At 58.8% G+C, this 25,682-nt stretch carries 24 protein-coding genes; 10 read left to right on the forward strand and 14 right to left on the reverse strand.

All coding sequences use genetic code 11. From position 1 onward, the window contains the following. Positions 1 to 169 precede the first annotated feature (169 nt). The 4 genes from hrpA (at position 170) to H8B20_RS01715 (ending at position 6,500) form a co-directional block, all read left to right on the forward strand. Complete coding sequence (hrpA, locus tag H8B20_RS01700; protein WP_210622187.1) at positions 170 to 4,081, forward strand: ATP-dependent RNA helicase HrpA; 3,912 nt, start codon at positions 170 to 172, stop codon at positions 4,079 to 4,081. Positions 4,082 to 4,410: 329 nt separating this feature from the next. Next, the gene (locus tag H8B20_RS01705; protein ID WP_047300123.1) at positions 4,411 to 5,532 is read left to right on the forward strand and encodes a beta-ketoacyl-ACP synthase III; all 1,122 of its coding nucleotides are present in this window, start codon (positions 4,411 to 4,413) and stop codon (positions 5,530 to 5,532) included. A gap of 120 nt (positions 5,533 to 5,652) precedes the next feature. Next, positions 5,653 to 6,267: an RNA polymerase sigma factor gene (locus H8B20_RS01710; RefSeq protein ID WP_042558118.1), complete on the forward strand. Its 615-nt coding sequence runs from the start codon at positions 5,653 to 5,655 to the stop codon at positions 6,265 to 6,267. Beyond that, on the forward strand, positions 6,261 to 6,500 hold the full coding sequence (locus H8B20_RS01715) for an anti-sigma factor family protein (protein ID WP_210622188.1): 240 nt from the start codon (positions 6,261 to 6,263) through the stop codon (positions 6,498 to 6,500). The genes H8B20_RS01710 and H8B20_RS01715 overlap by 7 nt, the downstream gene beginning before the upstream one ends. 167 nt (positions 6,501 to 6,667) lie before the next feature. Here H8B20_RS01715 and H8B20_RS01720 read toward each other — a convergent pair whose 3' ends face one another. Continuing rightward, positions 6,668 to 7,990: a putative porin gene (locus tag H8B20_RS01720; RefSeq protein ID WP_210622189.1), complete on the reverse strand. Its 1,323-nt coding sequence runs from the start codon at positions 7,988 to 7,990 to the stop codon at positions 6,668 to 6,670. 281 nt (positions 7,991 to 8,271) lie between these two features. Between H8B20_RS01720 and H8B20_RS01725 the strand changes: the two genes are divergently transcribed. Then, complete coding sequence (locus H8B20_RS01725) at positions 8,272 to 9,396, forward strand: GNAT family N-acetyltransferase (RefSeq protein ID WP_210622190.1); 1,125 nt, start codon at positions 8,272 to 8,274, stop codon at positions 9,394 to 9,396. Positions 9,397 to 9,507: 111 nt separating this feature from the next. On the opposite strand, the gene aqpZ is transcribed toward H8B20_RS01725, so the two are convergent. From aqpZ to H8B20_RS01750, 5 genes are all read right to left on the reverse strand, one after another. After that, entirely contained in the window at positions 9,508 to 10,203 is a 696-nt protein-coding gene (gene aqpZ, locus H8B20_RS01730) for an aquaporin Z (protein WP_210622191.1), read from the reverse strand. Positions 10,204 to 10,429: 226 nt separating this feature from the next. Beyond that, positions 10,430 to 12,262, reverse strand: a complete 1,833-nt coding sequence (locus H8B20_RS01735) for an ABC transporter ATP-binding protein (protein ID WP_210622192.1) — start codon at positions 12,260 to 12,262, stop codon at positions 10,430 to 10,432. 87 nt (positions 12,263 to 12,349) lie between these two features. Continuing rightward, the gene (locus H8B20_RS01740; RefSeq protein WP_042558122.1) at positions 12,350 to 12,913 is read right to left on the reverse strand and encodes a peptidylprolyl isomerase; all 564 of its coding nucleotides are present in this window, start codon (positions 12,911 to 12,913) and stop codon (positions 12,350 to 12,352) included. 3 nt (positions 12,914 to 12,916) lie between these two features. Continuing rightward, positions 12,917 to 13,720 carry an alpha/beta fold hydrolase gene (locus H8B20_RS01745; RefSeq protein WP_210622193.1) on the reverse strand — a complete coding sequence of 268 codons (804 nt, stop codon included), beginning with the start codon at positions 13,718 to 13,720 and terminating at the stop codon, positions 12,917 to 12,919. Positions 13,721 to 13,734: 14 nt separating this feature from the next. Continuing rightward, positions 13,735 to 14,658 carry a PA3225 family LysR-type transcriptional regulator gene (locus H8B20_RS01750; RefSeq protein ID WP_150594336.1) on the reverse strand — a complete coding sequence of 308 codons (924 nt, stop codon included), beginning with the start codon at positions 14,656 to 14,658 and terminating at the stop codon, positions 13,735 to 13,737. A gap of 49 nt (positions 14,659 to 14,707) precedes the next feature. On the opposite strand from H8B20_RS01750, the gene H8B20_RS01755 reads away from it, so the two are divergent. From H8B20_RS01755 to H8B20_RS01765, 3 genes are all read left to right on the forward strand, one after another. Then, a complete protein-coding gene (locus tag H8B20_RS01755; RefSeq protein ID WP_042558125.1) occupies positions 14,708 to 15,022 on the forward strand; it encodes a hypothetical protein in 315 nt (104 codons plus the stop codon). A gap of 227 nt (positions 15,023 to 15,249) precedes the next feature. Continuing rightward, positions 15,250 to 15,849: an FMN-dependent NADH-azoreductase gene (locus H8B20_RS01760; protein ID WP_042558126.1), complete on the forward strand. Its 600-nt coding sequence runs from the start codon at positions 15,250 to 15,252 to the stop codon at positions 15,847 to 15,849. Between the two features lie 260 nt (positions 15,850 to 16,109). Further along, positions 16,110 to 16,976 carry a carboxylate/amino acid/amine transporter gene (locus tag H8B20_RS01765; RefSeq protein WP_210622194.1) on the forward strand — a complete coding sequence of 289 codons (867 nt, stop codon included), beginning with the start codon at positions 16,110 to 16,112 and terminating at the stop codon, positions 16,974 to 16,976. Positions 16,977 to 17,099: 123 nt separating this feature from the next. Here the strand turns inward: H8B20_RS01765 and H8B20_RS01770 are convergent, their stop codons facing one another. Continuing rightward, entirely contained in the window at positions 17,100 to 18,398 is a 1,299-nt protein-coding gene (locus H8B20_RS01770; protein WP_210622195.1) for a mechanosensitive ion channel family protein, read from the reverse strand. A 191-nt stretch (positions 18,399 to 18,589) separates the two neighbouring features. On the opposite strand from H8B20_RS01770, the gene H8B20_RS01775 reads away from it, so the two are divergent. Beyond that, the gene (locus tag H8B20_RS01775; protein ID WP_042558129.1) at positions 18,590 to 19,930 is read left to right on the forward strand and encodes a DEAD/DEAH box helicase; all 1,341 of its coding nucleotides are present in this window, start codon (positions 18,590 to 18,592) and stop codon (positions 19,928 to 19,930) included. 60 nt (positions 19,931 to 19,990) lie between these two features. Here the strand turns inward: H8B20_RS01775 and H8B20_RS01780 are convergent, their stop codons facing one another. The 4 genes from H8B20_RS01780 to H8B20_RS01795 all read right to left on the reverse strand — a co-directional run bounded on the left by H8B20_RS01780 (position 19,991) and on the right by H8B20_RS01795 (position 22,635). Next, entirely contained in the window at positions 19,991 to 20,590 is a 600-nt protein-coding gene (locus tag H8B20_RS01780) for a hypothetical protein (RefSeq protein WP_210622196.1), read from the reverse strand. Positions 20,591 to 20,602: 12 nt separating this feature from the next. Next, complete coding sequence (locus H8B20_RS01785) at positions 20,603 to 21,187, reverse strand: papain-like cysteine protease family protein (protein ID WP_210622197.1); 585 nt, start codon at positions 21,185 to 21,187, stop codon at positions 20,603 to 20,605. 294 nt (positions 21,188 to 21,481) lie between these two features. After that, positions 21,482 to 21,757 carry a hypothetical protein gene (locus H8B20_RS01790; protein WP_042558132.1) on the reverse strand — a complete coding sequence of 92 codons (276 nt, stop codon included), beginning with the start codon at positions 21,755 to 21,757 and terminating at the stop codon, positions 21,482 to 21,484. Between the two features lie 143 nt (positions 21,758 to 21,900). Further along, on the reverse strand, positions 21,901 to 22,635 hold the full coding sequence (locus H8B20_RS01795; protein ID WP_210622198.1) for a DUF899 domain-containing protein: 735 nt from the start codon (positions 22,633 to 22,635) through the stop codon (positions 21,901 to 21,903). A gap of 175 nt (positions 22,636 to 22,810) precedes the next feature. Between H8B20_RS01795 and H8B20_RS01800 the strand changes: the two genes are divergently transcribed. Beyond that, positions 22,811 to 23,203 carry a transcriptional regulator gene (locus H8B20_RS01800; protein WP_210622199.1) on the forward strand — a complete coding sequence of 131 codons (393 nt, stop codon included), beginning with the start codon at positions 22,811 to 22,813 and terminating at the stop codon, positions 23,201 to 23,203. A gap of 121 nt (positions 23,204 to 23,324) precedes the next feature. On the opposite strand, the gene H8B20_RS01805 is transcribed toward H8B20_RS01800, so the two are convergent. From H8B20_RS01805 to H8B20_RS01815, 3 genes are all read right to left on the reverse strand, one after another. Further along, positions 23,325 to 24,194 carry a DUF6279 family lipoprotein gene (locus tag H8B20_RS01805; RefSeq protein ID WP_210622200.1) on the reverse strand — a complete coding sequence of 290 codons (870 nt, stop codon included), beginning with the start codon at positions 24,192 to 24,194 and terminating at the stop codon, positions 23,325 to 23,327. Positions 24,195 to 24,270: 76 nt separating this feature from the next. Next, on the reverse strand, positions 24,271 to 24,987 hold the full coding sequence (locus H8B20_RS01810) for a TorF family putative porin (RefSeq protein WP_210622201.1): 717 nt from the start codon (positions 24,985 to 24,987) through the stop codon (positions 24,271 to 24,273). 214 nt (positions 24,988 to 25,201) lie between these two features. After that, positions 25,202 to 25,390: a hypothetical protein gene (locus H8B20_RS01815; RefSeq protein ID WP_181818528.1), complete on the reverse strand. Its 189-nt coding sequence runs from the start codon at positions 25,388 to 25,390 to the stop codon at positions 25,202 to 25,204. Between the last annotated feature and the right edge of the window lie 292 nt (positions 25,391 to 25,682).

Below are 25,682 nucleotides of genomic sequence, written 5' to 3' on the forward strand. Positions count from 1 at the left end.
CCCCCCCCTGTAAGAGCTGACGCAGGCTGCGATCTTTTGATCTTGCCTTTATAAAACTAAGTCAAAAGATCGCAGCCTGCGGCAGCTCCTACAGGGGAAGCAGGTCAATCGAGGGTAAATCTGCGACAATCGCGTCCTTGCGCCACTACACGACCGAATTGCGTACCCGATGACCGACGAATCGCCCTCCATCGACAAACTGTTGAAAAACCTCGATCACGCCATGCTCGCCGACCGCCACCGGCTGCGGCGGCAGTTGCTTGAGCTGCGCAAGAATCCCGATGAGGCCAAGCTGGCCCAATGGGTGACGCGCATGCAGGCGTCTTGTGATCAGGTGCTGGCGCGAAAGGCCAGCCTGCCGGTCATTCGTTACGACGACAGCCTGCCGATTGCGGCCAAGCGTGACGAAATCAAGAAGGCGCTGGAGCAGCATCAGGTCCTGATCATCGCGGGCGAAACCGGCTCGGGTAAAACCACCCAGTTGCCGAAAATCTGCCTGGAAATCGGTCGTGGTCAACACGGTCTGATCGGCCACACCCAGCCGCGCCGGATCGCTGCGCGCAGCGTCGCCAGCCGCGTCGCCGAAGAACTCGGGACGCCGCTCGGTTCGCTGGTCGGCTATCAGGTGCGTTTTGAAGATCAGAGCGACTCCAACACCCTGATCAAGCTGATGACCGACGGCATCCTGCTGGCGGAAACCCAGAACGACCGCTACCTCGAACGCTACGACACGATCATCGTCGACGAAGCCCACGAACGCAGCCTCAACATCGATTTTCTGCTCGGTTACCTGAAAACCCTGCTGCCGCGTCGCCCGGATCTGAAAGTCATCATCACCTCGGCAACCATCGATCTGGAACGTTTCTCCAAGCATTTCGACGATGCACCGATTGTTGAAGTCTCCGGCCGAACCTTCCCGGTAGACACCTGGTATCGCCCGCTGACCCTGGAGCAGGACGAAGAGGGCAACCGTGTCGAAGATGACCTGACCGTGGATCAGGCGATCCTCGCCACCCTCGACGAAATCGCCGCTTATGAGCGCAGCGAACGCCGCAGCCCCGGTGATGTTTTGGTGTTCCTGCCCGGCGAACGGGAGATTCGCGACGCCGCCGATATGCTGCGCAAGGCGCAGATCAAGCACACCGAAATTCTGCCGCTGTATGCGCGTCTGTCACCGGCCGAGCAGCAGCGGATTTTCCAGTCGCACCCGGGCCGTCGTGTGGTGCTGGCGACCAACGTTGCCGAAACCTCGCTGACCGTGCCGGGCATCCGTTACGTGATCGACAGCGGTACCGCGCGCATCAGCCGCTACAGCTATCGCGCCAAGGTCCAGCGCCTGCCGATCGAAGCGATTTCCCAGGCCAGTGCCAACCAGCGTAAAGGTCGCTGCGGCCGGGTCGAGCCGGGTATCTGCATTCGCCTCTACAGCGAAGAAGACTTCATCGGTCGCCCGGAATTTACCGATCCGGAAATTCTGCGCACCAACCTCGCCGCGGTGATTTTGCAGATGCTCCATCTGCGCCTCGGCGAAATCACCGCGTTCCCGTTCATCGAGCCGCCGGACGGCAAGGCGATCAGTGACGGATTCAATCTGCTGCAAGAACTCTCGGCGGTCGATCGCAACAGCCAGTTGACCCCGCTCGGCCGCCAATTGGCGCGCCTGCCGGTGGACCCGCGCATGGGGCGTATGTTGCTCGAAGCGGCCAAGCTCGGCAGTCTGCAGGAAGTGCTGATCGTCGCCAGTGCCATGTCGATTCAGGACCCGCGCGAGCGTCCGCCGGAGCGTCAGCAAGCCGCCGATCAGGCCCACGCGCAATGGAAGGACATCGACTCGGACTTCGCCGGGCTGGTCAATCTGTGGCGTGGTTTTGAAGAGCAGCGCCAGGCGCTCACGGCCAGTCCGCTGCGCAATTGGTGTCGGAAGAACTTCCTCAATTACTTGCGTTTGCGTGAGTGGCGCGACTCCCATCGTCAGTTGAGCCTGATCTGCCGCGACATGCAGCTGAGCCTGAACAAAGAGCCGGCGGATTATCAGAAACTGCACAAAGCGGTGCTGGTAGGGCTGCTCAGCCAGATCGGCCAGAAAACCGAGGACGGCGATTACCTCGGCGCGCGTCAGCGACGCTTCTGGATTCATCCGTCGTCAGGCATCGGCAAGAAGCGCCCGCAATGGCTGATGACCGCCGAACTGGTGGAGACCACCAAGCTTTACGCACGCATGGTCGCCAAGATCGACGCCGACTGGATCGAGCCGCTGGCCGGGCATCTGATCAAGAAAAACCACTTCGAGCCGCACTGGGAGAAGAAGCGCGGCCAGGTCGTGGCGTTCGAGCAGATCACCCTGTTCGGCCTGATCGTGGTTGGCCGCCGGCCGGTGCACTACGGTCCGGTCGATCCGGTGGTCTCGCGTGAATTGTTTATCCGTGAAGGTCTGGTGCGCGGCGAGATTCAATCCAGAGCCAAGTGTCTGTCCGCTAACCAGAAGCTACTGGAACAGCTCGACGAACTCGAAGCCAAGGCTCGTCGTCGCGACATTCTCGCCGACGAAGAAACCCTGTACGCCTTCTACGATGCACGCTTGCCGGCAGAGATTCACCAGACGGCGACCTTCGACAGTTGGTATCGCATCAACAGCCAGAAAGATCCGCGGCTGTTGATCATGCGTGAAGAAGATGTACTGGCTCGCGAGGCCAGTGAAGTCACCGCACGGGACTACCCGGACACCCTGCACATCGGTGATCTGGAACTGGCCCTGACGTATCATTTTGAACCCAATCACCCGCGTGACGGCGTGACTTTGCGTGTGCCGGCGCCGCTGTTGCCGATGTTGCCGCCGGAGCGTCTGGAATGGCTGGTGCCGGGGTTGATCGAGGCCAAGTGCATCGCCCTCGTGCGTAACTTGCCGAAAGCGCTGCGCAAAAATTTCGTGCCGGTGCCGGACTTTATCAAGGCTGCGTTGCAACGCATGACCTTCGCCGAAGCTTCGCTGCCGCAAGCTCTGGGCCGTGAGCTGTTGCGCATGACCGGCGCACGGGTCAGTGATGAGGCGTGGGCAGAGGCTGAGCAAGGGGTCGAAGGGCATCTGCGGATGAACCTGGAAATCGTCGACGGCCAAGGCAAGTTTCTTGGCGAAGGACGAGATCTGGCCGAGCTGACCGCGCGTTTTGCCGAAGCCAGTCAGGCCGCACTGGCCGTGCCGCAGAGCGCTAAAAGTCAGCAACCGGTGGAGGCGAAAGTCTTTGCCCCGGTGGCAGAAAAAACTCAGCAGAAGATCGCCGGGTTGTCGATGACGGTGTATCCGGCGCTGGTGGAAGAGGGCGGTACGGTCAAGGAAGGACGATTCTCGACGCCGGCCGAAGCCGAGTTTCAGCATCGTCGTGCGTTGCAGCGTTTGTTGATGCAGCAATTGGCCGAGCCGGCCAAATTCCTGCGTGGCAAGTTGCCGGGGCAGACCGAACTGGGTTTGCTCTACCGCGATCTCGGGCGGGTCGATGCCTTGGTCGAAGACATTTTGCTGGCCAGCCTCGACAGCTGCATTCTGGAGGGCGAAGACCCGTTGCCCCGTGACGGCGCAGGGCTGGCGGCATTGGCCGAGCGCAAGCGCAGCAGCTGGACGGAACATGCCGAGCGTGTGGCGCGGCTGACGCTGGAGATCCTGAAGATCTGGCACGGTCTGCAAAAGCGCTTCAAGGGCAAGATCGACCTCGCCCAAGCCGTGGCGCTCAATGACATCAAGCAGCAGATCAGTAATCTGGTCTATCCGGGCTTTGTCCGTGAAACGCCGATGCAGTGGCTCAAGGAGTTGCCGCGTTACCTGAAAGCGGTCGAGCAGCGTTTCGAGAAACTCGGCGCGCAGGTGCAGAAGGATCGGGTCTGGAGCGGTGAACTCGCTGGCCTCTGGGCGCAATACCAGACTCGCGCCGCCAAACACGCCCAGGAAGGCAAACGCGATCCGCAGCTTGAGTTGTACCGTTGGTGGCTGGAGGAATATCGGGTTTCGCTGTTCGCCCAGCAACTGGGGACGAAAGTGCCGATCTCCGACAAACGCCTGAACAAGCAGTGGACTCAGGTAGAACCCTGATCTTGCTCCCTACGCAACCCCCCTGTGGGAGCGAGCCTGCTCGCGAAAGCGCTGCATCAGACACCATGGCGGTGACTGACACACCGCCTTCGCGAGCAGGCTCGCTCCCACGTCGGGATTTGGGTTGTGCGTGAGAAAGGGGCCAAAACCTTGGGTTTATGGCAAACTTCGCGACCATAAACGCCGCGTTCGCGACCCAGAGCCTTCGGCCGTGTCCCGGAGCGGAATAAAGCGATGCCAGGTTTGCGTCCCCCGGATGGGAATAGACCCTTTGTGTGTTGGTACGACGGTTCCAGCACTTTCTGCCTGAACAGATTAGAGAAACGACCATGCATAACGTCGTCATCAGCGGCACCGGCCTGTATACCCCGGCCAACAGCATCTCCAACGAAGAGCTGGTGCAGTCTTTCAATACCTACGTCGCACAGTTCAACGCGGACAACGCCGAGGCCATCGCCAGCGGCGAAGTCCAGGCACTGACTGAATCCAGCGCACCGTTCATCGAGAAAGCCTCGGGCATCAAAAGCCGTTTTGTCATGGACAAGGACGGCATTCTTGATCCGCAACGCATGGCCCCGCGCCTGCCGGAGCGGTCCAACGACGAATGGTCGGTACTCTGCCAGATGGCCATCGGTGCTGCCGAGCAAGCCTTGCAACGCGCCGGCAAAACCGCTGCCGACATCGACGGTGTCATCGTTGCCTGCTCCAACCTGCAACGCGCCTACCCGGCCATCGCCATCGAAGTCCAGGAAGCGCTGGGCATTCAAGGTTTCGGTTTCGACATGAACGTGGCCTGTTCCTCGGCGACCTTCGGCATTCAGGCAGCGACCAACAGCGTGCAACTGGGCCAGGCCCGGGCGATCCTGATGGTCAACCCGGAAGTCTGCACCGGGCACCTGAACTTCCGTGACCGCGACAGCCACTTCATCTTCGGCGATGCAGCCACTGCGGTGATCATCGAACGCGCCGACCTGGCCACCTCCCGGCACCAGTTCGACGTGGTCAGCACCAAACTGCTGACCAAGTTCTCCAACAACATCCGCAACAACTTCGGTTTCCTCAATCGCGCGGCGGAAGAGGGCGTCGGTGCTCGCGACAAGCTGTTCGTGCAGGAAGGCCGCAAGGTGTTCAAGGACGTTTGCCCGATGGTTGCCGAACTGATCGGCGAGCATCTGCAAGAGAACCAGCTCAACGTCGGCGACGTTAAGCGCTTCTGGCTGCATCAGGCCAACCTGAGCATGAACCACCTGATCGTGCGCAAACTGCTGGGCCGCGAAGCGACGGAAGAAGAGGCGCCGGTAATCCTCGACACCTACGCCAACACCAGTTCGGCGGGGTCGGTCATTGCTTTCCACAAGTACCAGGATGACCTGGCCGCCGGTTCGCTGGCAGTGCTGAGTTCGTTCGGTGCGGGTTACTCGATCGGTAGCGTGATTCTGCGCAAGCGCTGAGTTTGCCCTGAAAAGATCGCAGCCTGAGACAGCTCCTACACTGACGGTTTCAAACCCGTTGTTGTAAGTGCTGCTGCGGGCTGCGATCTTTTGCGTCCTATCAACTGAAGCGAGGCGTCAATGGCCGTTACGGACGACACCCAATTGCTTGAGCGTTTGCTGGCAGGCGAGCAGAAGGCTTTCAAGGAGCTGGTCACGACTTATCAGAGCGCCATGCGTGCCGTTGCATATGCGATCGTCGGCCAGCGTCATGTCGAGGAAGTGGTGCAGGACGCCTGGCTGTCGGTGGTGCGTCATATTGGCAGCTTCGAAGGGCGCTCCAGTCTCAAGACCTGGCTGCTGACCATCACTGCCAATTCGGCCAAGAGTCGCTACAAGCAAAATCGCCGCGAGGTGCTGCTCGACGACTTGCCGTCGCCCCACGGCACTATCGACGACGACCGTTTTTCGTCTGGCGACGGCCATTGGCTGGTCGCGCCTTTCGCCTGGCACCAGGACACTCCCGAGGCGTTGTTGACCGAAGGCGAACTGCGCGAGTGCCTGGAGCACACGTTGCTGAGCCTGTCGGAACTGCAAAGCAGCGTTTTGCTGTTGCGTGAGCGCCAGGGCGTGGAGCTCGAAGAGATCTGTAATCTTCTGGACATCTCGCTCTCCAATGTTCGGGTGCTGCTGCATCGGGCACGGTTAAAGGTCTTCGCGACCGTGGAACATTTTGAGGAGACAGGAGAATGTTGACATGCAAGGAGCAAGTGGCACGATCCAGCGATTATCTCGATGGTCAGCTGAGTTTTGGCGAGAAGCTGATGGTGCGTCATCACCTGATGTTCTGCCGCAACTGCCGGCGTTTCATACGCCAGATGCGGTTGATGCAGGCGACGCTGAAGGCCATGCCGGAACAACCTGAAGAGGGTGTCGATGCACTGGCTGAGCGCCTGGCGACGCAACGACGGGAAGACAAGCCTCTGTAGGAGCTGCCGCAGGCTGCGATCTTTTGATCTTAAAAACAAGATCAAAAGATCGCAGCGTGCAGCAGCTCCTACAGGGGTTTTTGCGCATTCTGAAATAGCCCCGCGTGGGTGAAACGAACGGATGATGGGGATCGTCCCGCCCACGTCAGGCTATTGATTGCTGCTGTTTAGAACTTGGCTTCCGCATCCAGCTGCAGGGTGTTGGTATCTGCATCACGCTGGGTACGGCTGGCGAAGTCTGCCTTGGTCAGGAAGTACGTCGCGCCGACAGCGAAGTTCTTGTCGATGTCGTAACCGACCTTGAACTTGTGACCACGCGAACCTGTGGTGCCGTTGGCAAAGTCGGAGTCGGTGAACGCGCCGACCACAGCGTTGCGCTGCACGTCACGATAGTTGTAGTCGAGGTTGAAACCAAAGACCTTCGACTTGGCGCCGAGCAGCCAGGCAGTGTCCTGATCGGTCACGGCATCGTTGTTCTTCACGTATTGACCGTAGAACGACAGAGGCATTGGCAGACCGCCGATGTCGACCTGGCTGAAACCTTCGTACAGGCGGAACTCGTTGTTTGCCGAGTTGCCGTTGACCGCCAGCGCGCACGGCGTGGAAGTGCCGGTGCAACGGCTGTCTTCGTCGTTCTGGTAAGCGTAGACACTGCCGCCCAAGGTCAGTTTCAGGTTGTCGGTGATATTGAATCGGCTACCCAGTTGGCCGGCGGTCAGGCGCAGGTCGTGACGAAACTGCACGCCGTCACCATCGACGTTGTCTTTGAGGTTGTAGTTACCCAGGCTGCCGAACAGTTCGGCGCTGCTGCCCAGCGGGTATTTGTAAGTAACGGCCAGACCTTCAGGGTTGATGTCGCTATCCCAGATCACGTCGCCCATGCTCACCCACGGTTGCAGCATCTTGCCGCCGATCACGTGCAGGTTCTTGATCTGGTCAGGGTGGTAGTCGATGTAGCCCAGATCCAGCCAGATCTGCTTCTTGTCGAAGTAGTTGTCCTGATCCTGGTTAGTCGAACGGGCATCGTCGCCGCCGCCGGTGGCGATGCGGATGCCGGTGTCTACTTGCGGGTTGATCTCGGTGTAGGCACCCAGGCGGGCACGGATGCGCTGACGATCCTTGTCGCGACCGCCGTTGTTCGGTTCGCCATCGATCTTGATGGTTTCCTGACGGATGCGCACGTCGCCCTTGAACTGAGTCTTCGCCGCCCACGCCAGTTTCTGGTCGAAAGCGCTTTGTTCATTGGTCTTTTTCGCGACAGCCGCGACTTGTTCGTTGGTCTCTTGCTGCGCCTGCTGCGCGATTTGCTGAGCCTTCTGATCCTTGGCCAGTTCAGTTTGCAGTTCAATGTACTGCGCCTGGGAAATCGAACCGTTAGCCTTGAGCATGTCGAGCAGTTTGGCGTCGACTGCAGCACTGGCCGGAACGCTCATGGCCAGCAACAAGCCACCGCACAGGGCCGCCGCAGTTTTCGTGTAAGCAAGACGCATAGCAATCTCCGAAGATGAGAGGGATGGCTTAACCATCCTGGGCACAACCGACAATCGAGGTCGGAAAACAGTGTCCGGGTTAGAACCCGGCGCTCTAAAAACAGGCGCCAGTATCGCGATGGTTTATGACAGTGCAGTGGCACAGTGATGGCAAGATGATGACGGTGTGCGTCGATCGTGAACTATTGATCTAGAGCGCTGTCGGCCGATTGCGGGTGTGCATTGCGGCGCAATCGGCGATACTCGCCGGGCGCTGGAGTCCTGTTGTGGAGAGCTTGTTGATGCCGTTGCAACGTCTGCAAAACCTGTCAGAAATTTCCTCACATGCCTGGGATGCACTGGTGCCGGACAATCAGCCGTTTCTGCGCCATGCGTTTCTCAGTGCATTGGAAGACAGCGGCAGCGTCGGCCCCCACTCCGGTTGGCAGCCGGAGCATTTGCTGCATATTGAAGACGATCGGCTGATCGCGGCGTTGCCCAGTTATCGCAAGTGGCATTCCTACGGCGAGTACGTGTTCGATCATGGCTGGGCCGATGCCTGTGCCCGCGCCGGAATCGATTACTACCCCAAGCTTTTGACGGCGGTCCCGTTCAGTCCCGTCAGTGGGCCGAGGCTGCTGGCCGCCAGGGTCGAGGACGGTTTCGAGCTGCTCAAGAGCCTGCCCGGTTATCTGGAAATAGAAGCGCTTTCCAGTGCCCACATCAATTTCACCGATACGTTCACCGACGCGGCCATGGCCGAACAGCCGGGCTGGTTGCAGCGCATTGGCTGTCAGTATCACTGGCAGAATCGCGGCTATCGCGACTTTCAGGATTTCCTCGACGTGCTCGCTTCGCGCAAGCGCAAACAGATGCGCAAGGAACGCGAGCAAGTGGCGGGGCAGGGCTTTGAGTTTGAATGGCTGGAAGGAGGAGCGCTGGACGAGGCGCAGTGGGATTTCGTCTACGCCTGCTACGCCAATACCTACGCGGTGCGTCGGCAAACGCCGTATCTGACCCGGGAGTTTTTCAGTCTATTGGCCGAGCGCATGCCCGAAGCGATTCGCGTGGTATTGGCCAAACAGGGCTCACGGCCGGTGGCCATGGCGTTCAGTCTGGTGGGGGGCGACAGTTTTTACGGACGTTATTGGGGCTGTTTGGCCGAGTTTGATCGGCTGCACTTCGAAACCTGTTTTTATCAGGGCATGGACTACGCGATTGCCCAGGGTTATCAGCGTTTCGATGCCGGTGCTCAGGGCGAGCACAAACTGATTCGTGGCTTTGAACCGGTGATCACCCATTCATGGCATTACCTGCGCCATCCCGGATTGAAAGCAGCGGTGAAGGATTTTCTGAAACAGGAACGCGCTGGCGTTCTGGCCTATGCCGAGGAAGCAAAAACAGCCTTGCCCTACCGTCAAACCTAGATCCCCTGTAGGAACTGCCGAAGGCTGCGATCTTTTGATCTGGTTTTTTGAACATCAAGATCAAAAGATCGCAGCCTTCGGCAGCTCCTACAAAGGGAGCTCAGGCATCTCTCAGGTTTCCTCTTTGCCCAACCAGCGATAGATCCCGCCACCGACCACCGCGCCAATCAACGGCGCGACCCAGAACATCCACAACTGCGCGATCGCCCAGCCGCCGACCATCAGCGCCGGCCCGGTGCTGCGGGCCGGGTTGACCGAGGTATTGGTCACTGGAATCGAGATCAGGTGGATCAACGTCAGCGCGAGGCCGATGGCAATCGGTGCCAGCCCTGGCGGAGCGCGTTTGTCGGTGGCGCCCAGAATGATGATCACAAACATCGCGGTCATCACCAGCTCGGTGACAAATCCGGCAGCCATCGAATACTTGCCGGGCGAATGCTCGCCATAACCGTTGGAGGCCAAACCGGCGGCAATGTCGAAACCCTCCCTGCCGCTAGCGATGTAGTAAAGCAGCGCTGCCGCCAGAATCCCGCCCAGCACTTGGGCGATGATGTAGGCCGGCAGTTCCCGGGCGGGAAAACGACCGCCGACAAACAGGCCTACCGACACGGCCGGGTTGAGATGACAACCGCTGATGTGGCCGATGGCAAAGGCCATGGTCAGCACCGTCAGACCAAACGCCAGGGCCACCCCCAGCACCCCGATTCCCAAAGGTGAAGAGGCAGCGATCACCGCACTGCCACAACCGCCCAACACCAGCCAGAACGTACCCAGCAACTCCGTAACTGAACGTTTGAACAAAGACATGAGAAGAGTCCTTGATAGGCTTGCTATCGAGACTGCATCGAGTTGCGCGTCCTTGCGGACTTACGACAGGTTCCCTGCTGGAACCTTCGCTGAGTACAGCACGCTTTCCGCGGATTTCCAGCAGGCGAAAAAAAACCGCCAGCCCCCGTGATTGGCGGGTTGTGACGGTTTTGTCTGCGGGTGATTGCAGGCTCACTCCTGCAAGGTTTGGTGGTGATCGGGTCTGTCAATCGATCCCGACAAACCCCCCGGTCTGATGCGCCCACAACCGGGCATACAAACCACGGTGAGCCAGCAGTTCAGCGTGGGTGCCGCTCTCGGCGATCTTGCCGTTTTCCAGCACCACCAAGCGATCCATCCGGGCGATGGTCGAGAGGCGGTGGGCAATCGCGATCACGGTTTTGCCCTGCATCAGGGTTTCCAGGCTTTCCTGAATTGCCGCTTCAACTTCCGAGTCGAGTGCCGAGGTCGCTTCGTCCATGATCAGGATCGGCGCGTCCTTGAGCAGCACTCGGGCAATCGCGATGCGCTGTCGCTGGCCACCCGACAGCTTCACGCCGCGCTCGCCGACATGGGCGTCAAACCCGGTGCGGCCTTCAGCGTCGGACAACAACGGAATGAACTCGTCGGCGCGGGCCTTGTGCACTGCGTCCCAGAGTTCGGCGTCGGTTGCATCAGGTTTGCCGTACAACAAGTTGTCGCGGATCGAACGGTGCAGCAGCGAGGTGTCCTGGGTAATCATGCCGATACGTGCGCGCAGGCTTTCCTGGCCGACTTCGGCGATGTTCTGGCCGTCGATCAGGATGCGCCCACCCTCAACGTCGTAGAGGCGCAGCAGCAGGTTGACCAGAGTCGATTTGCCTGCACCGGACGGGCCGATCAGACCGATTTTTTCACCCGGTTTGATGGTCAGGTTGAGGTCGCCGATGATCCCGCGCTTCTTGCCGTAGTGAAAATCCACATGCTCGAAACGCACTTCGCCATTGGCCACCGCCAGCGGTTTGGCCTGCTCCTGATCGGTCACGCTGACCGGTTGCGAGATAGTGCGCAAACCGTCCTGAACCATGCCGATGTTTTCGAAGATGCCGGTGACCACCCACATGATCCAGCCGGACATGTTGACGATGCGGATCACCAGGCCAGTCGCCAAGGCAATGGCACCGACGGTGATTAACGATTGCGTCCACAACCACAGGGCCAGGGCGGTGGTGCCAACGATCAGCAAGCCGTTCATGGTAGTAATCGCCACGTCCATGCTGGTGACCACACGACCGGCCATTTGCGCCTTGACGGTTTGTTCTTCGATGGCTTCCTTGGCGTAATGCTGTTCGAAGTTGGTGTGGGCAAATAGCTTCAGTGTGGCGATGTTGGTGTAGCCGTCGACGATCCGCCCCATCAGTTTCGATCGCGCGTCGGAGGCTTCGACCGATCGCTCTTTCACCCGGGGCACGAAGTAGTAGAGCGCGCCGATGTAAGCGGCGATCCACACCAGCAGCGGGATCATCAGGCGCCAGTCAGCCTCGGCGAACAGCACCAGTGCGCTGATCGCATAGATCACCACATGCCACAACGCATCGACGGCTTGCACCGCTGAATCACGCAGCGAGTTGCCGGTCTGCATGATGCGCTGGGCGATGCGCCCGGCGAAGTCGTTCTGAAAGAAGTTCAGGCTCTGCTTGAGCACATAACTGTGGTTCTGCCAGCGGATCATGCTGGTCATGCCGGGGCTCAGGGTCTGGTGCACCAGCAGATCGTGCAGACCAAAGAAAATCGGCCGCAGGACCAGCGCAACCACCACCATCCACGTCAGTTCGAGGGCGTGGTCGCTGAAGAAATTCGGGTTGGGTGTGCCTTGGGCCAGGTCGATGATGCGGCTCAGGTAACTGAACAGCGCCACTTCGATCAGCGCGGCGAACAGGCCAACGACCAGCAGGGCGGCGAAACTCGGCCAGACCTGCTTCAGGTAATAGGTATAGAAGGGCCAGACACGATCTGGAGGGGCCGCCGTCGGGGCGTCGCGGAATATGTCGATCAGTTGTTCGAAACGGCGATAGAGCATCAGATAACCGCCCGGATACGGGCTCTCCTTTTATCAGTGTGAGCGGCGTGGCCCGAGACCGCCGCCGCTCGAAATGCCCCGCGAAACTTAGTCGATGCGTTTGGCCGACTTGATGATCACAGGGTCGACAGGCACGTTTTGCATGCCGCCTTTGGTGGTGGTTTGCGAGTTGACGATGATGTCGACCACGTCCATGCCCTTGACCACTTTGGCGAATACCGCGTAACCGGCATCACGGCCCGGGTCGAGGAAAGCGTTGTCAGCCACGTTGATGAAGAATTGGCTGGTGGCCGAATCCGGGTTGGAGGTGCGCGCCATAGACAAGGTGCCGCGAACGTTGTGCAGGCCGTTGCTGGCTTCGTTCTTGATCGGTGCCTTGGTGTCTTTCTGCTGCATTTGCTGGGTGAAACCACCGCCCTGAGCCATGAAGCCCGGGATCACACGGTGAAAAATCGTGTTGGTGTAGAAGCCGCTGTCGACGTACTCAAGGAAGTTCTTGGTACTGATCGGCGCCTTGACCGGGTCCAGTTCGATTTCAATCTGGCCGTTGGTGGTGTCCAGCAGCACGTGCGGCGCTTTGGCCGGAGTGGCAGCCATCAGGTTGGCGGCAAACAGCACGGTACCGGCGGCGAGAGCGATTTTTTTCAGCATGGGTCAGTGATCCTGAGGAGGAATATCGGCTGCGGCGAGAAACTCCAGCAGCGTTTGATTGAAGCGTTCGGGTTGATCGAGCGGGGTGGCGTGGCGCGAATCGGCGATCACCACCAGCCGCGCATCGGGCAGCAGTTTTACATAGGTTTCTTTCAGCGTGACGGGTGTGTAGTCACGGTCGGCGCTGACGATGAGCGTTGGACAGGTCACTCGGGAAAGTCGTTCCTGAACGCCCCAGCCAACAATCGCATCGAAGCTGGCGAGATAAGCACGTTTGTCGTTTTTTGCCCAGCGTTCGGCCATTTTCTGCCGCAGAGCGGCCTGTTCCGGCTTGGGAAAAAGTTTGCTGCCCAATGCCTTGCCGATGGTTGCCAGGCTGAGCACGCGCATCAGGCTCCAGCGTTTGAACCACTGCCAATAGTCATCGCGCGAACGCAGTTTGACCTCGGGCGCGCTGTTGACGATGGTCAGGCTCTTGAGCAGTTGCGGCTGATCGACACCCAACTGGAAACCGATCATGCCGCCCATGGACAGGCCAATGTAGTGCACCGGGCCGAGGTTCAAGTGCTCGATCAGTGCGACCAGATCGGCGCTGAACCCGGCGATGCTGTAGCGCTCGCGGGGTTTGTCCGAGCGTCCGTGGCCGCGGATGTCCGGGACGATCACCCGGTAGTGCGCGGCCAGCGCGGGAATCTGCATTTCCCAGTCCAGCGTGCTCGAGCCGAGCCCGTGGACCAGCAGCAGCGGTGTGCCGTGGCCATATTCCTCGTAATGCAGGTTGCAACCGTCGTGTTCGAAATACGCCATCGGTGAACTCCGTGTCAGGCTTGTTCAGGGGCGGCGAACGGTGCATCCAGCGGCAACGTGTCGAAGGTGCGCAGCAGTTCGATGAGGATTTGCGTCGCCGGGCCCAGCGGTTTGTCCTTGTTCGAGTACAGATAGAAACTCGGGTTGCGGCTGCCACCCTGATCCAACGGTAGCAGCTTGAGCGAGCCTTCTTTCAATTCCCGTTCGATCATGTGCCTTGGCAACCAGGCAAATCCCAGGCCGCTGCTGACGAAGGTTGCGGCGGTGGCGAGACTGCCGACGGTCCAGCGCTGCTCGGCGCCGAGCCAGCCGACATCCCGTGGTTGTTGGCGGCCGGAGTCACGGATAACCACTTGCATCTGGGTTTCCAGGTCCTGGAAGCTCAGTTCGCGGTTCAAACGATGCAAGGGATGTTCCGGGTGGGCGACGGCAACGAACTCGACATCGCTCAATTCTGCGCCGAGGTAACCGGGAATGCTGAACCCGGTGATGGCCAGGTCAGCCACGCCTTCAAGCAAGACTTCCTCCACGCCCGACAGCACTTCTTCGCGCAGGCGCACCCGGCAGCCACGGCTTTGCGGCATGAACGCCGTCAGTGCGCGGACGAGGCGAGCGCTGGGGTAAGCCGCATCGACGACCAAACGTACTTCGGCTTCCCAACCTTGCTCCATATGGTGGGCGAGGTCTTCCAGTTGGCTGGCCTGTTTCACCAGTTGTCGCGAGCGGCGCAGCAGTACGCCGCCGGCCTCGGTGAGCACTGCTTTACGCCCGTCGATGCGCAGCAACGGCACACCGAGTTGGTCCTGCATGCGGGCGACGGTGTAGCTCACCGACGATTGCGAACGGTGCAGAGCCTCGGCGGCCTGGGCGAATCCGCCGTGGTCGACCACGGCCTGCAATGTTCGCCATTGATCAAGGGTCACGCGGGGCGCTTTCATCAATAGCTCCTCTTGTCCTAAGCTGGCTGTCCCTCATGGAGACTGCCGAATGAAAAAATTCTGTTGTGTGCTGCTGGCGCTGCTGCCGCTGACGGCGTTTGCGTATCCGATCGACGTGCAGAAAGACCTCAACGACATGAAGATCGACTACGAGACCTTCGACACCGATAACGACATTGGCTCGATTCGGGTGGCCAACTACGGCGATGTCGATGCGACCTGCAAAGCGGTGTTCAATAATGGTCCGGAAGCGCCACGCACCCGTACCATCGATGTGCCCGCCGGCAAACACAAGAACGCCACGGCCAAGTTCACCCGCGAGATCATCAAGCTGCGCATCAAGCTGACCTGCACGCCGAAGTAGTACCAGTCCCTTGTGGGAGCGAGGCTGCTCGCGAATGCGCTGGATCAGTCAACGTATGTGTCGACTGATATTGCGTATTCGCGAGCAGGCTCGCTCTCACAGGGCTGAATGCATCTAAACGAATTATTCGATGCTTTGCAGCAATTATTTGCGCTTTTTCATCGATACGATACTGCTTAACCTTCACTCCATCGACCTACAACATTCTCGGATGGAGGCTACACAATATGTCCCGCGTTCTGATCATCGAAAGCAGCGCCCGCCAGCAAGACTCGGTTTCCCGTCAGCTGACCCAGACCTTTATCCGTCAGTGGAAAGCGGCGCACCCGGCCGATCAGATCACCGTCCGTGACGTTGCCGTCAACCCGGTTCCGCACCTCGATATCAACCTGCTGGGCGGCTGGATGAAGCCCGCCGAACAGCGCAATGACAGCGAGCAGTCCTCGCTGGACCGCTCCAATGAATTGACCGATGAGCTGCTCGCCGCTGATGTGCTGGTGATGGCCGCGCCGATGTACAACTTCGCGATCCCCAGCACCCTCAAGGCCTGGCTTGACCATGTGCTGCGTGCCGGCGTGACGTTCAAGTACACCGAAACCGGCCCGCAAGGTCTGCTCAGCGGCAAGCGTGCCTACGTGCTGACGGCTCGCGGCGGCATTTACGCTGGCGGCCCGGCCGACCATCAGGAACCGTACCTGCGTCAGGTGATGGGTTTCATCGGCATTCACGACGTGACCTTCATCCATGCTGAAGGCATGAACCTGGGGGGCGACTTCCAGGAGAAGGGCCTGAACCAGGCCAACGCCAGGCTTTCTCAGGTCGCTTGATATGTTAATCGCCAGATAATCACTGGATGTTCTAGTGCTCTGGCGCAACCCCTTCAAGGCTTTACGCGCATCGAACCTCCCTTTGCACTTGTTGCTCCTGAGTGCTGTAGCCCGATTGAACGCATTAGCGAGATCGGGCTTTTTTTTGCCCGGGATTTGAAGGCGGACACAGCTCCTACAGGGGATTTGTGCGTATCCAGTCGATTCGCAGTGAAACCAAAAAACCGCTATCGTCGCCGCCATTCAAAACAGGGGCGACCATGGGCTATCTACTTTTTGTCACGCTGATCCAGGCGTTTTCCTTCAGTCTGATCGGCGAATACCTGGCAGGGCATGTCGACAGCTACTTCGCGGTGCTGGTGCGTGTGGTGCTGGCCGGGCTGGTGTTCATCCCGCTGACACGCTGGCGTTCGGTGGAGCCAGCGTTCATGCGTGGCATGCTGCTGATCGGCGCGTTGCAGTTCGGCGTGACCTACGTCTGCCTGTACCTGAGCTTTCGCGTGTTGACGGTGCCGGAAGTGCTGCTGTTCACCATCCTCACGCCGCTGCACGTGACCCTGATCGAAGATGCCTTGAACCGGCGCTTCAACCCGTGGGCGCTGATCGCAGCACTGGTGGCGGTGGGCGGCGCAGCGGTGATTCGTTTTGACCGGATCAACCCGGACTTCTTCATGGGCTTCCTGCTGCTGCAACTGGCCAACTTCACCTATGCCGCCGGGCAAGTGTTGTACAAGCATCTGGTGGCCAAACACCCGAGCGATCTGCCGCATTACCGGCGCTTTGGCTTCTTCTACCTTGGCGCACTGGCGGTGGTGTTGCCGGCGTTTCTGTTATTCGGCAAATCGAACTTCCTGCCGGAGGCGCCGCTGCAATGGGGTGTGCTGGTGTTCCTTGGTCTGGTCTCGACCGCACTCGGCTTGTACTGGTGGAACAAGGGAGCGTGCATGGTCAATGGCGGCACATTGGCCGTGATGAACAACCTGCATGTGCCGGTGGGGTTGCTGCTGAATCTGCTGATCTGGAATCAGCATGAGGAACTGGGAAGGTTGTTCCTTGGCGGGAGTGTGATTCTGGCGGCGGTGTGGATCAGCCGGCTGGGCATCCGTAAAACCCCAGCCACCGCATGATACCTGACTGAAAAATATCCCTGTGGGAGCGGGCTTGCCCGCGATAGCGCAGTACCAGTCGATGAATTCATTGCTGACACTCCCTCATCGCGGGCAAGCCCTCTCCCACAGGTTTCAGTGGCGCTACATAATATGTTTTTCAGGCTCTGGGATGCTGGCCGCGCCCAACACCGCCGGCAACAACCCCGAGCGCAAATCCCCGCCGCTCGGCTGCTGATACAAGCTCAGTCCAAACTCCGGCAGCACGGCCAGCAGGTAATCGAAAATATCCCCCTGAATCCGCTCGTAGTCCGCCCACACCGTCGTGCGGGTGAAGCAGTAGATCTCCAGCGGAATGCCCTGCGCCGTGGTCTGCATCTGGCGGACCATGCAGGTCATGTTCGGTTGAATTTCCGGGTGGCTCTTCAGATAAGCCAGCGCATAAGCGCGAAAGGTACCGATGTTGGTCATGCGCCGGCGATTCGCCGACATGGCCGCGACATTGCCCTGCGCCTCGTTCCACGCCTTGAGTTCGGCTTTCTTGCGGCCCATGTAGTCGGTCAGCAGGTGCACCTGGGACAGCTTCGCTTCCTCGTCATCGCGAATGAAGCGCACGCCGCTGGCATCGATGAACAGGCTGCGCTTGATCCGCCGGCCACCGGACTGCTGCATGCCGCGCCAGTTTTTGAACGACTCGGACATCAGACGCCAGGTCGGGATCGAGACGATGGTTTTGTCGAAGTTCTGCACCTTGACCGTGTGCAGGGTGATATCGACCACGTCACCGTCGGCGCCGACCTGGGGCATCTCGATCCAGTCGCCGACCCGCAGCATGTCGTTGCTGGTCAATTGCACGCTGGCGACAAACGATAGCAGCGTGTCCTTGTAGACCAACAGGATCACCGCCGACATCGCACCCAAACCCGACAGCAGTAACAGTGGCGAACGATCGATCAGCGTGGCGACGATGATGATCGCGCCAAACACGTACAGGACCATTTTTGCCAGTTGCACGTAGCCTTTGATCGAGCGCGTACGGGCGTGTTCGGTGCGCGCGTAGATATCGAGCAGGGCATTGAGCAGGGCGCTGATCGACAGCAGCAGGAACAGAATGGTGAACGACAGCGCCACGTTGCCGAGAAAAGTCATCGCGGTTTTGCTCAGCTCGGGCACCAGATGCAGGCCGAACTGAATGACCAGCGATGGCGTCATCTGCGCCAGTCGCTGAAACACCTTGTTGTGGCGAAAGTCGTTGATCCAGTGCAGGGCCGGTTGGCGACCGAGCATACGGCTGGCGTGCAGGATCAGATAACGCGCCACTCGTCCGAGCACTAGCGCGATCACCAGTAAAACCGTCAAGGCCAGACCTGCCTGCAAGATCGGATGCTGTTCGAGGGTGCCCCAGAGGTCCTGGGCGTTGAGCCAGAGCTGTTTGAAATCCATGAGAGAAACGATTCTTCTGTAAGACGCGATGGGCGATTAGAGCATTTAAGCCGCTGTGTATTACCGTAAGAGACAAATCGAGCAACAAAAAAGCCACTGATTCACGCCGTTTGTATAAAGAAACTCGGCCTGAGCGCTCGAAACCGGTAACCTATGCAGCTGTTTTTTTGCATATCTTCGAGGTAGCACCCGTGTTTTCCCAATTCGCCCTGCACGAACGCCTGCTAAAAGCTGTGGCCGAGCTGAAATTTGTCGAGCCAACGCCTGTGCAAGCCGCGGCCATTCCGCTGGCGCTCCAAGGGCGTGATTTGCGGGTGACTGCGCAAACCGGTAGCGGCAAGACGGCCGCTTTTGTCCTGCCGATCCTCAATCGCCTGATCGGCCCGGCCAAGGTTCGCGTCAGCATCAAGACCCTGATCCTGCTGCCGACCCGCGAACTGGCCCAGCAGACCTTGAAGGAAGTTGAACGCTTTGCGCAGTTCACGTTCATCAAGTCCGGCCTGATCACCGGTGGTGAAGACTTCAAGGTCCAGGCCGCCATGCTGCGCAAGGTGCCGGACATCCTGATCGGCACCCCGGGCCGGATGATCGAGCAACTGAACGCCGGCAACCTCGACCTCAAGGAAGTCGAAGTGCTGGTGCTCGACGAAGCCGACCGTATGCTCGACATGGGTTTCTCCGAAGACGTGCAACGTCTGGTCGACGAATGCCCGAACCGTCAGCAAACCATGCTGTTCTCCGCCACCACCGGTGGTTCGGGCCTGCGCGAGATGATCGCCAAGGTGCTGAACAACCCTGAGCACTTGCAGCTCAACGCGGTCAGCCAGCTGAATTCGACCACCCGTCAGCAGGTGATCACAGCTGACCACAACCAGCACAAAGAACAGATTGTGAACTGGCTGTTGGCCAACGAGACCTATCAGAAAGCCATCGTATTCACCAACACCCGCGCCATGGCCGACCGCATTTACGGCCGTCTCGTGGCTCAGGAATACAAAGCGTTCGTGCTGCACGGCGAGAAAGACCAGAAGGATCGCAAACTGGCGATCGACCGTCTGAAGCAGGGCGGTGTGAAGATTCTGGTGGCTACCGACGTTGCGGCCCGTGGTCTGGACGTTGATGGCCTGGACATGGTGATCAACTTCGACATGCCACGCAGCGGCGACGAATACGTGCACCGTATCGGTCGTACCGGCCGTGCCGGTAACGACGGTCTGGCGATCTCGCTGATCTGCCACGGCGACTGGAACCTGATGTCGAGCATCGAGCGCTATCTGAAGCAGAGCTTCGAGCGCCGCACCATCAAGGAAGTCAAAGGCACCTACGGCGGACCGAAGAAGGTCAAGGCCTCGGGCAAAGCCGTTGGCGTGAAGAAGAAAAAAACCGACGGCAAGGGCGACAAGAAGAAAACTGCCGCCAAGACGCCGACCAAGCGCAAGAGCGTCAACCGTCCCAAGCCAGATGCTCTGGTGAGCAGCGACGGCATGGCGCCGCTCAAGCGCCGCAAACCGGCAGAGCCAGCGGCTGAGTAAGTCGTTTCAGGCGCATAAAAAACCCGGACAGTGTCCGGGTTTTTTTATGGCCGGGATTTGTCAGCTCCCGAGCAGACCGCTGGTGTCGGCATCAAAACGTTGCTTTGCCTTGTCAGCGGCCGGTTTCAGCAACGCGAGCAGCGCGGCCTCGCTGTACAACCCGGTTGTCGCCAGTTCCTTGGGCGTCGGCTCAATCGGAATCAGCAGATCTTCACCGTCCGCGTGCAGCCAGATCGCCACAACGTGCAGTGCCGAGACGAACAGCAGTCGCGGTTCCACGGTTTTGCCCTGCAATGGCGGCGACTGCTCCGCCAGTTTCAGCGCACCGATGGCAGCGGCGGCGAGTGTCCCGTGGTTCAACGAGGCAAACTCGACGTGGCCGCGTACTTCGGCCAGTTGCGCATCGGCAATCGTTACGCCATCGGCGAAGACCAGGTAATGCCAGTCGCCCATCCGAGCGTCTTGCAGGCCTTTGTCGTTGCTCAAATCCTCCAGACTCAGCGAGTAACCGCGCCAGGCCTCACTGAGGCTGATCTTCGCAGGTGAGGCGTTAGCGAATTGGCGGTTAGCGCCAAAGCCTCGGGTTTGCAGGGCGGCTTGCAGAGCCGGACGCAAGGTCTGTACGCCGTTGGAAGGCGCCTTTGGATAAGTCAGTTGCATGATCTCGCCCTCCTAGTTTTTTACGGTGAAGTAAGTGTTGGTCCAGTTGCCGCCGCCGTTGTATGAACGGGGGAATGTGTTCAGCGCGCGGGTCGAATAGCCGTAGATCGAGTCTGCGACCAGTACGTAGTTGCCATTGGTGCCGTAGATCGTCAGGAAGTGGGCACCACCGCCGTACCAGGCACAGCGCAGGCCGACCGGGCGGCCCATGTTGATCTGGTTCTGAATGGCCGACATCTGCAGCGAACCCTGATTCATGCCGTTATAACTGCGCGTGGTGCGCAGGGCGGTGTCGAGGTAGCCATAGACGTTGCACGGCCCCGGCTGATTGCAGCAGTTGCGGTTCAGCTCCGAACTGGCCACACCGCACTGAGTCCACGACCCGGTGCCGTAATAGTTGCCGACTGAAGCGGAAACGGCCGCCCAGCACCAGTTGGTCTGGGTTTGCTTCTGCATCGTGAAATTGAGGCTGCCTGCGGCGAGTGCGCGGGGCTGCGCCGATGCTTCGACGTCGACCAGTTTCGGGTCGATCAGGTGGCCGATAAGACACCTTGGCAGGGTCTCGGCGGTAAAACGGGTCGCTTCATTGGTTAACATTTTTCAATCCTCCATGAGTGAAAACAAGCGTCCAGCTTGTGAGTGTGTTGCGGTGTTGCTGAGCAATCGGTGCGTAAGGGTTGCCATGTTGGATGGCGCGTTCCGATCTCCTTGCTGGAGGTAACCTTAGCCTGAGTATGCATTTGTGCAATAAAATAAATGCATTAATGCATTTTTGAGGTCAAAAGATCGTCCGAACGCGGCCCGAGCCCTCGGCTGCTCCTACAGGTGGACCATCAATCCCATGTAGGAGCTGCCGAGGGCTCGGGCCGCGTTCGGACGATCTTTTGACTTTTAGCTGTCTGCTTTCTTCTCAGCCGAATTCAGCTCTTTCAACCGCTGATCAATCAACTGGCACTTGTCCGGCAAATCCGCACTGGCCGTGCCCAGGTCCATCTTCTGCAATTCAGCATTGATCTCTTTGGCCTTGGCTGGATTCTGTTCGGTGAGCCGGGTGACTTCCTTGGCCAGTTGTTCACGTTTGGCCGTGGCTTCTTCGGGCGTGCAGGCCCAGACGGGCAGGGCGCAGGCGAGGGTGGCAGCGAGGGTGAGCTTGATCAGGGTTTTCATGGGAGCAGGCCTCAGTTCCGGTTAAGGCGGGTTAAACGGTTGAGGGCTTTGGCCTGTTAAAAGTTCAGTCTCGCTCCCATCAATCCTCCGCAGACTTTATGGGAGCGAGGCTTCTCACGATCGCGATGACACGGCATCAAAGACTAACTGGCGTGGCAGCAACTGGATCGGTTTACCCCTTCATACCGATCATGATGGCGCACCCATTCCATGATCTCGTCCTCATTCCTGCCCTTGGGCGTGAGGTCGAGGTAGTTGTAAGCGCCAACCAGCATGTCCAGACCTCGGGCATACGTTGAGTAGGTGTGAAAAATCTCACCTTTGTCATTGCGATAAAACACACTCAGCCCCGGCATTTCCTCCTCAGCACTGTCGGTTTTTTCGTAGTTGTAAGTAGCCTTTCCAGCCGCGACATCTTCAGCTCGCGCGCAAACGCCGAAGTCATAGTTGAAGTCGCAACCTTCTGACGACACCCATTCGAACCTCCAGCCCATCCGCCGTTTAAAGGCTTGAAACTCGTTGAACGGTGCATGGGAAACAGCCACCACGGCAATGTCGTGATGGGCCAGATGCTGATTGGCACCATCGATGTGGTCGCTCAAAAACGAGCAACCCTGACAACCTTCCTCCCAGTCTTTGGCGAACATGAAGTGGTACACCACTAATTGGCTGTTTGTGCCGAAAAGGTCGGCGAGTTTCAGTTCGCCGTTGGGGCCCTGGAAGCGGTAATCCTTGTCAATTCTCACCCAAGGTAATGCCCGGCGTTCAGCGCTGAGGCGGTCGCGTTCCTTGGTGAACGCTTTTTCATGAGCCAGGTGCTGCTTACGGGCGGCGAGCCATTCTTCGCGCGATACCACCGGATGATTCTCAACGTTCATGATGATTTCTCCTGCGGGGTTGAAACCGTCTGTTTCAGACTAGTCGTTTAACCCGCCGGGAATTCGACAGACCGCCGGTCGGTCGCCGTGCAAAATGCGGCTGAACGGCTGCGGCACGTCCGGGTCACAACCTATGAACGCGCCCTAAATCACGCGCACCGGAGGTTGAATCAGGATGACGACTTATAACTGGGATTTGATTGAGCGATTGCTGCATGAAGTGCAGAACAGCGCTGGCCATAGTTTCGCCCCTCGGGCGTACGCGGAGGATTACGCGGCAGCGAAAGCCAGCGCCGGTGAGCCGATCGAGAATCTGGATCTCTTGAAAACGCTGGCCTGTGAATATGAGCGGTTGCTGCTATTGCGCGGTTACATTGAGCCACGTGGCGAAGATGAAGGCAGCACCGGCAATAACTTCAGTCTGACTCCGCGGGGATCGAGCCTGTTAAGCCTGATCGACAGCAGCATTCCCGGGAATGACCATCCGCGTCAGGTGCTGGATGAACAGGAAGATGCACTGGCAGAGGGGACGTTTGATGAAGTGGCGTCCAAAGCGCAGATAGCCTGACTTCACACATATCCCTGTGGGAGCGAGCCTGCTCGCGAATGCGTAGTGTCAGTCACCCTCAAAGTGTTTGATACAGCGCTTTCGCGAGCAGGCTCGCTCCCACATTGGTTTTACATTGATCTTAATTATTTCGTGCAGCCTTCAAGCACTTCAGATCATTGAAATCTTTACGCACACCCTCGATTTTCTTCAGCAACCGTTTACGCTGCTGCGGCGTACTTTCGGCCATCAGGTCGACCGCCAGCGCTCGTCCTTGTGCCTCGGTGTTGGCGTAGGCTTTGCGGTAATCCGCCGTCCACAAACTTTCGCGGTTGATCAGCAGGGTCTCGATACGTTGTGGGAATTCGAGACTTTTGCGCTGTGCGACCGCAGCGCTGAACTGCTTCTGCCAATGCTCACGGTTGGCAATCCATTGGGTGTTCTGATCGCCCAAGGCGTTAGTCCAAGCCAATACCCGCTCTTTTTGTGTCGGGCTTAGTGGTCCGAGCCAGTCGTTCAGACGCTTCTCCATACGCTCGCCACGTTCCTTGATCTGCTCGGCCAATGGCGGTTTGACGTAATTCTGCTGGCGTTTGCGCAGATCCTTGGCGAACGCGTCGTTCATCTCCGCCACCTGCTTATCGTCCAGGCCTTGCAGAAGTTCGATGGCTGACGGGGTGATCTCCCGCGCAGTTTCGGCAATGGCGTTTTTGGCTTCCACGGTGCGCGCCTGAAGCGCTTCGTCAGTGACCTGATTGGTTTCGACCATCGTTTGCAAACGATCCAGCCAGTCGAGATACCCCGGCAATTGCGTGGTGCAGTGCCAGCTCAGGTGTTCCTGGAGGCGCTCGTTGAACCAGCCCTTTTGCTCGCCGTTCATGTCCAGGTAGTCGCCGAGCGTCCACGGGATAATCACGTCGAGATTGCGATACGCCAGGCCGACGCGGCTACAGGCGCCAAGGGCGAGGGTGCAAATCAACAAGGCAGCGATGTGTTTGAACCAGCGAGACATAGGCGAATCCTTGCGATGGCCAGCCGTAGGGTCTGATTCTCATGTGAACGCAGAATGAGCCCGGCAGTTCAGCCAATCAATAGAACGCGCGTGCAGCCTTGAGTGTGACGAGGCCATCGCATTCGCTGTTGTGCCCGGAATAGGCCGAGCAATCGCTGCCGCTGAGGCTGGAGTTGCTGTAGATCAGGTCGAGGTCGACGCCCATGAAGGGCCGGGACAATTTCACCGACCAATCGGTAAAACTGCTGACGTAACCACCGTCCACCGCGACCGGCGAATTCAGTTGGTGGGTGGTGTATTTCATGCTGACACCAATGCCGAAGGGTTGATTGCCGCGCAGATCGGCAAACAGCGTGTTGTTCTGTTTATCCGGATCGTTGCTCAAGGCAATGCCGAATCGGCTGCCGAGCAGGGTCAGACCACCGAACAATTCCTGGCTGTCGAGGGTGTCCACTTTGGGATAGCTGTAGTGGATCATCCCCACTTCGTAGCCGAGGGTTTCGTCGAAAGGTTGTTTAAAGCCGACGTAGGAATCGATCTCGAGGTTCTTGCCCGGCGTGATGCCCATGCTCGGTGCGTACTGGCCGATATAGAGGCCACTGTCGTGGCTGAGGTCGAGTCCGCCATGAAACGAGCCGGTGGACGCCGGTTTGACCAGTCCTTGCGCCATGCTGCGCGTGGGCGTGGTGCCCAGTTTGAGGTCGAAATCACCGAGTTCACGCTGGAAAATCTGCGCGTGCGCAGTCGAACAAGCCAGCAGGCCAGCGAGTAAGAAACAAGATGATGTGCGCATGCGTCACTCCATGTACAGCGAGCGCAGGGCAGCTAGCCTGCTGAAACGCTTGATCTAGACGCGTGCAAGGATACCGGCGAATGCTCGGCATTGATGGCCGTTCGTCGATTTTCAAAGAATGGATAAGTGTTTTTTAAAGCGGAGGGGGATTTTGCGGTGCCAGTCCAGACGCTTCGAAGCTCAAAGCGCCTAGGGACGGGTGTATTACCGGGGATTACTTCTTGCCCAGGCTGATCTGCTTGGACGGACCGAACGTCTGGCCGCTGACGCCTTTGGCAATTTGCTGGATCTCGCCGCCGGACTTGAGGAACAAAGCAATCTGATCGTTGATCGATTCGCTTGTTTCAACGGCTGGGGCTGGCTTTGCTTTGCTGGTGGATGCTTTTACACGCATGGCGGCCATTAACCTGTAGAAGAGTAACTCGGCCAGGCATCGTACAGGAATAACTTGACAATAGCTCGGTAAATATCCCCCGGAATAACCAACCTTCACGGTGGATTATTCTCGGTTAAATATCCGAAATACTTCGCTAACCTGCTGTTTTAGTTAAGAACATCTGTGCATTGCGGTGCTGTGGCGGTCTTGCGCTGGGCACCGAATCAGTCTGACGAGTGGCACCGCGTGCGTGCCCGACCAAGGAGAATCAAGGCGTTGCGCAGATTTTCCCGGTCTCGCCGTTTTGCCGGCGAACGTT

Source organism: Pseudomonas sp. P42 (genome assembly GCF_017973755.1).
GTDB classification, from domain to species: Bacteria; Pseudomonadota; Gammaproteobacteria; order Pseudomonadales; family Pseudomonadaceae; genus Aquipseudomonas; species Aquipseudomonas iridis.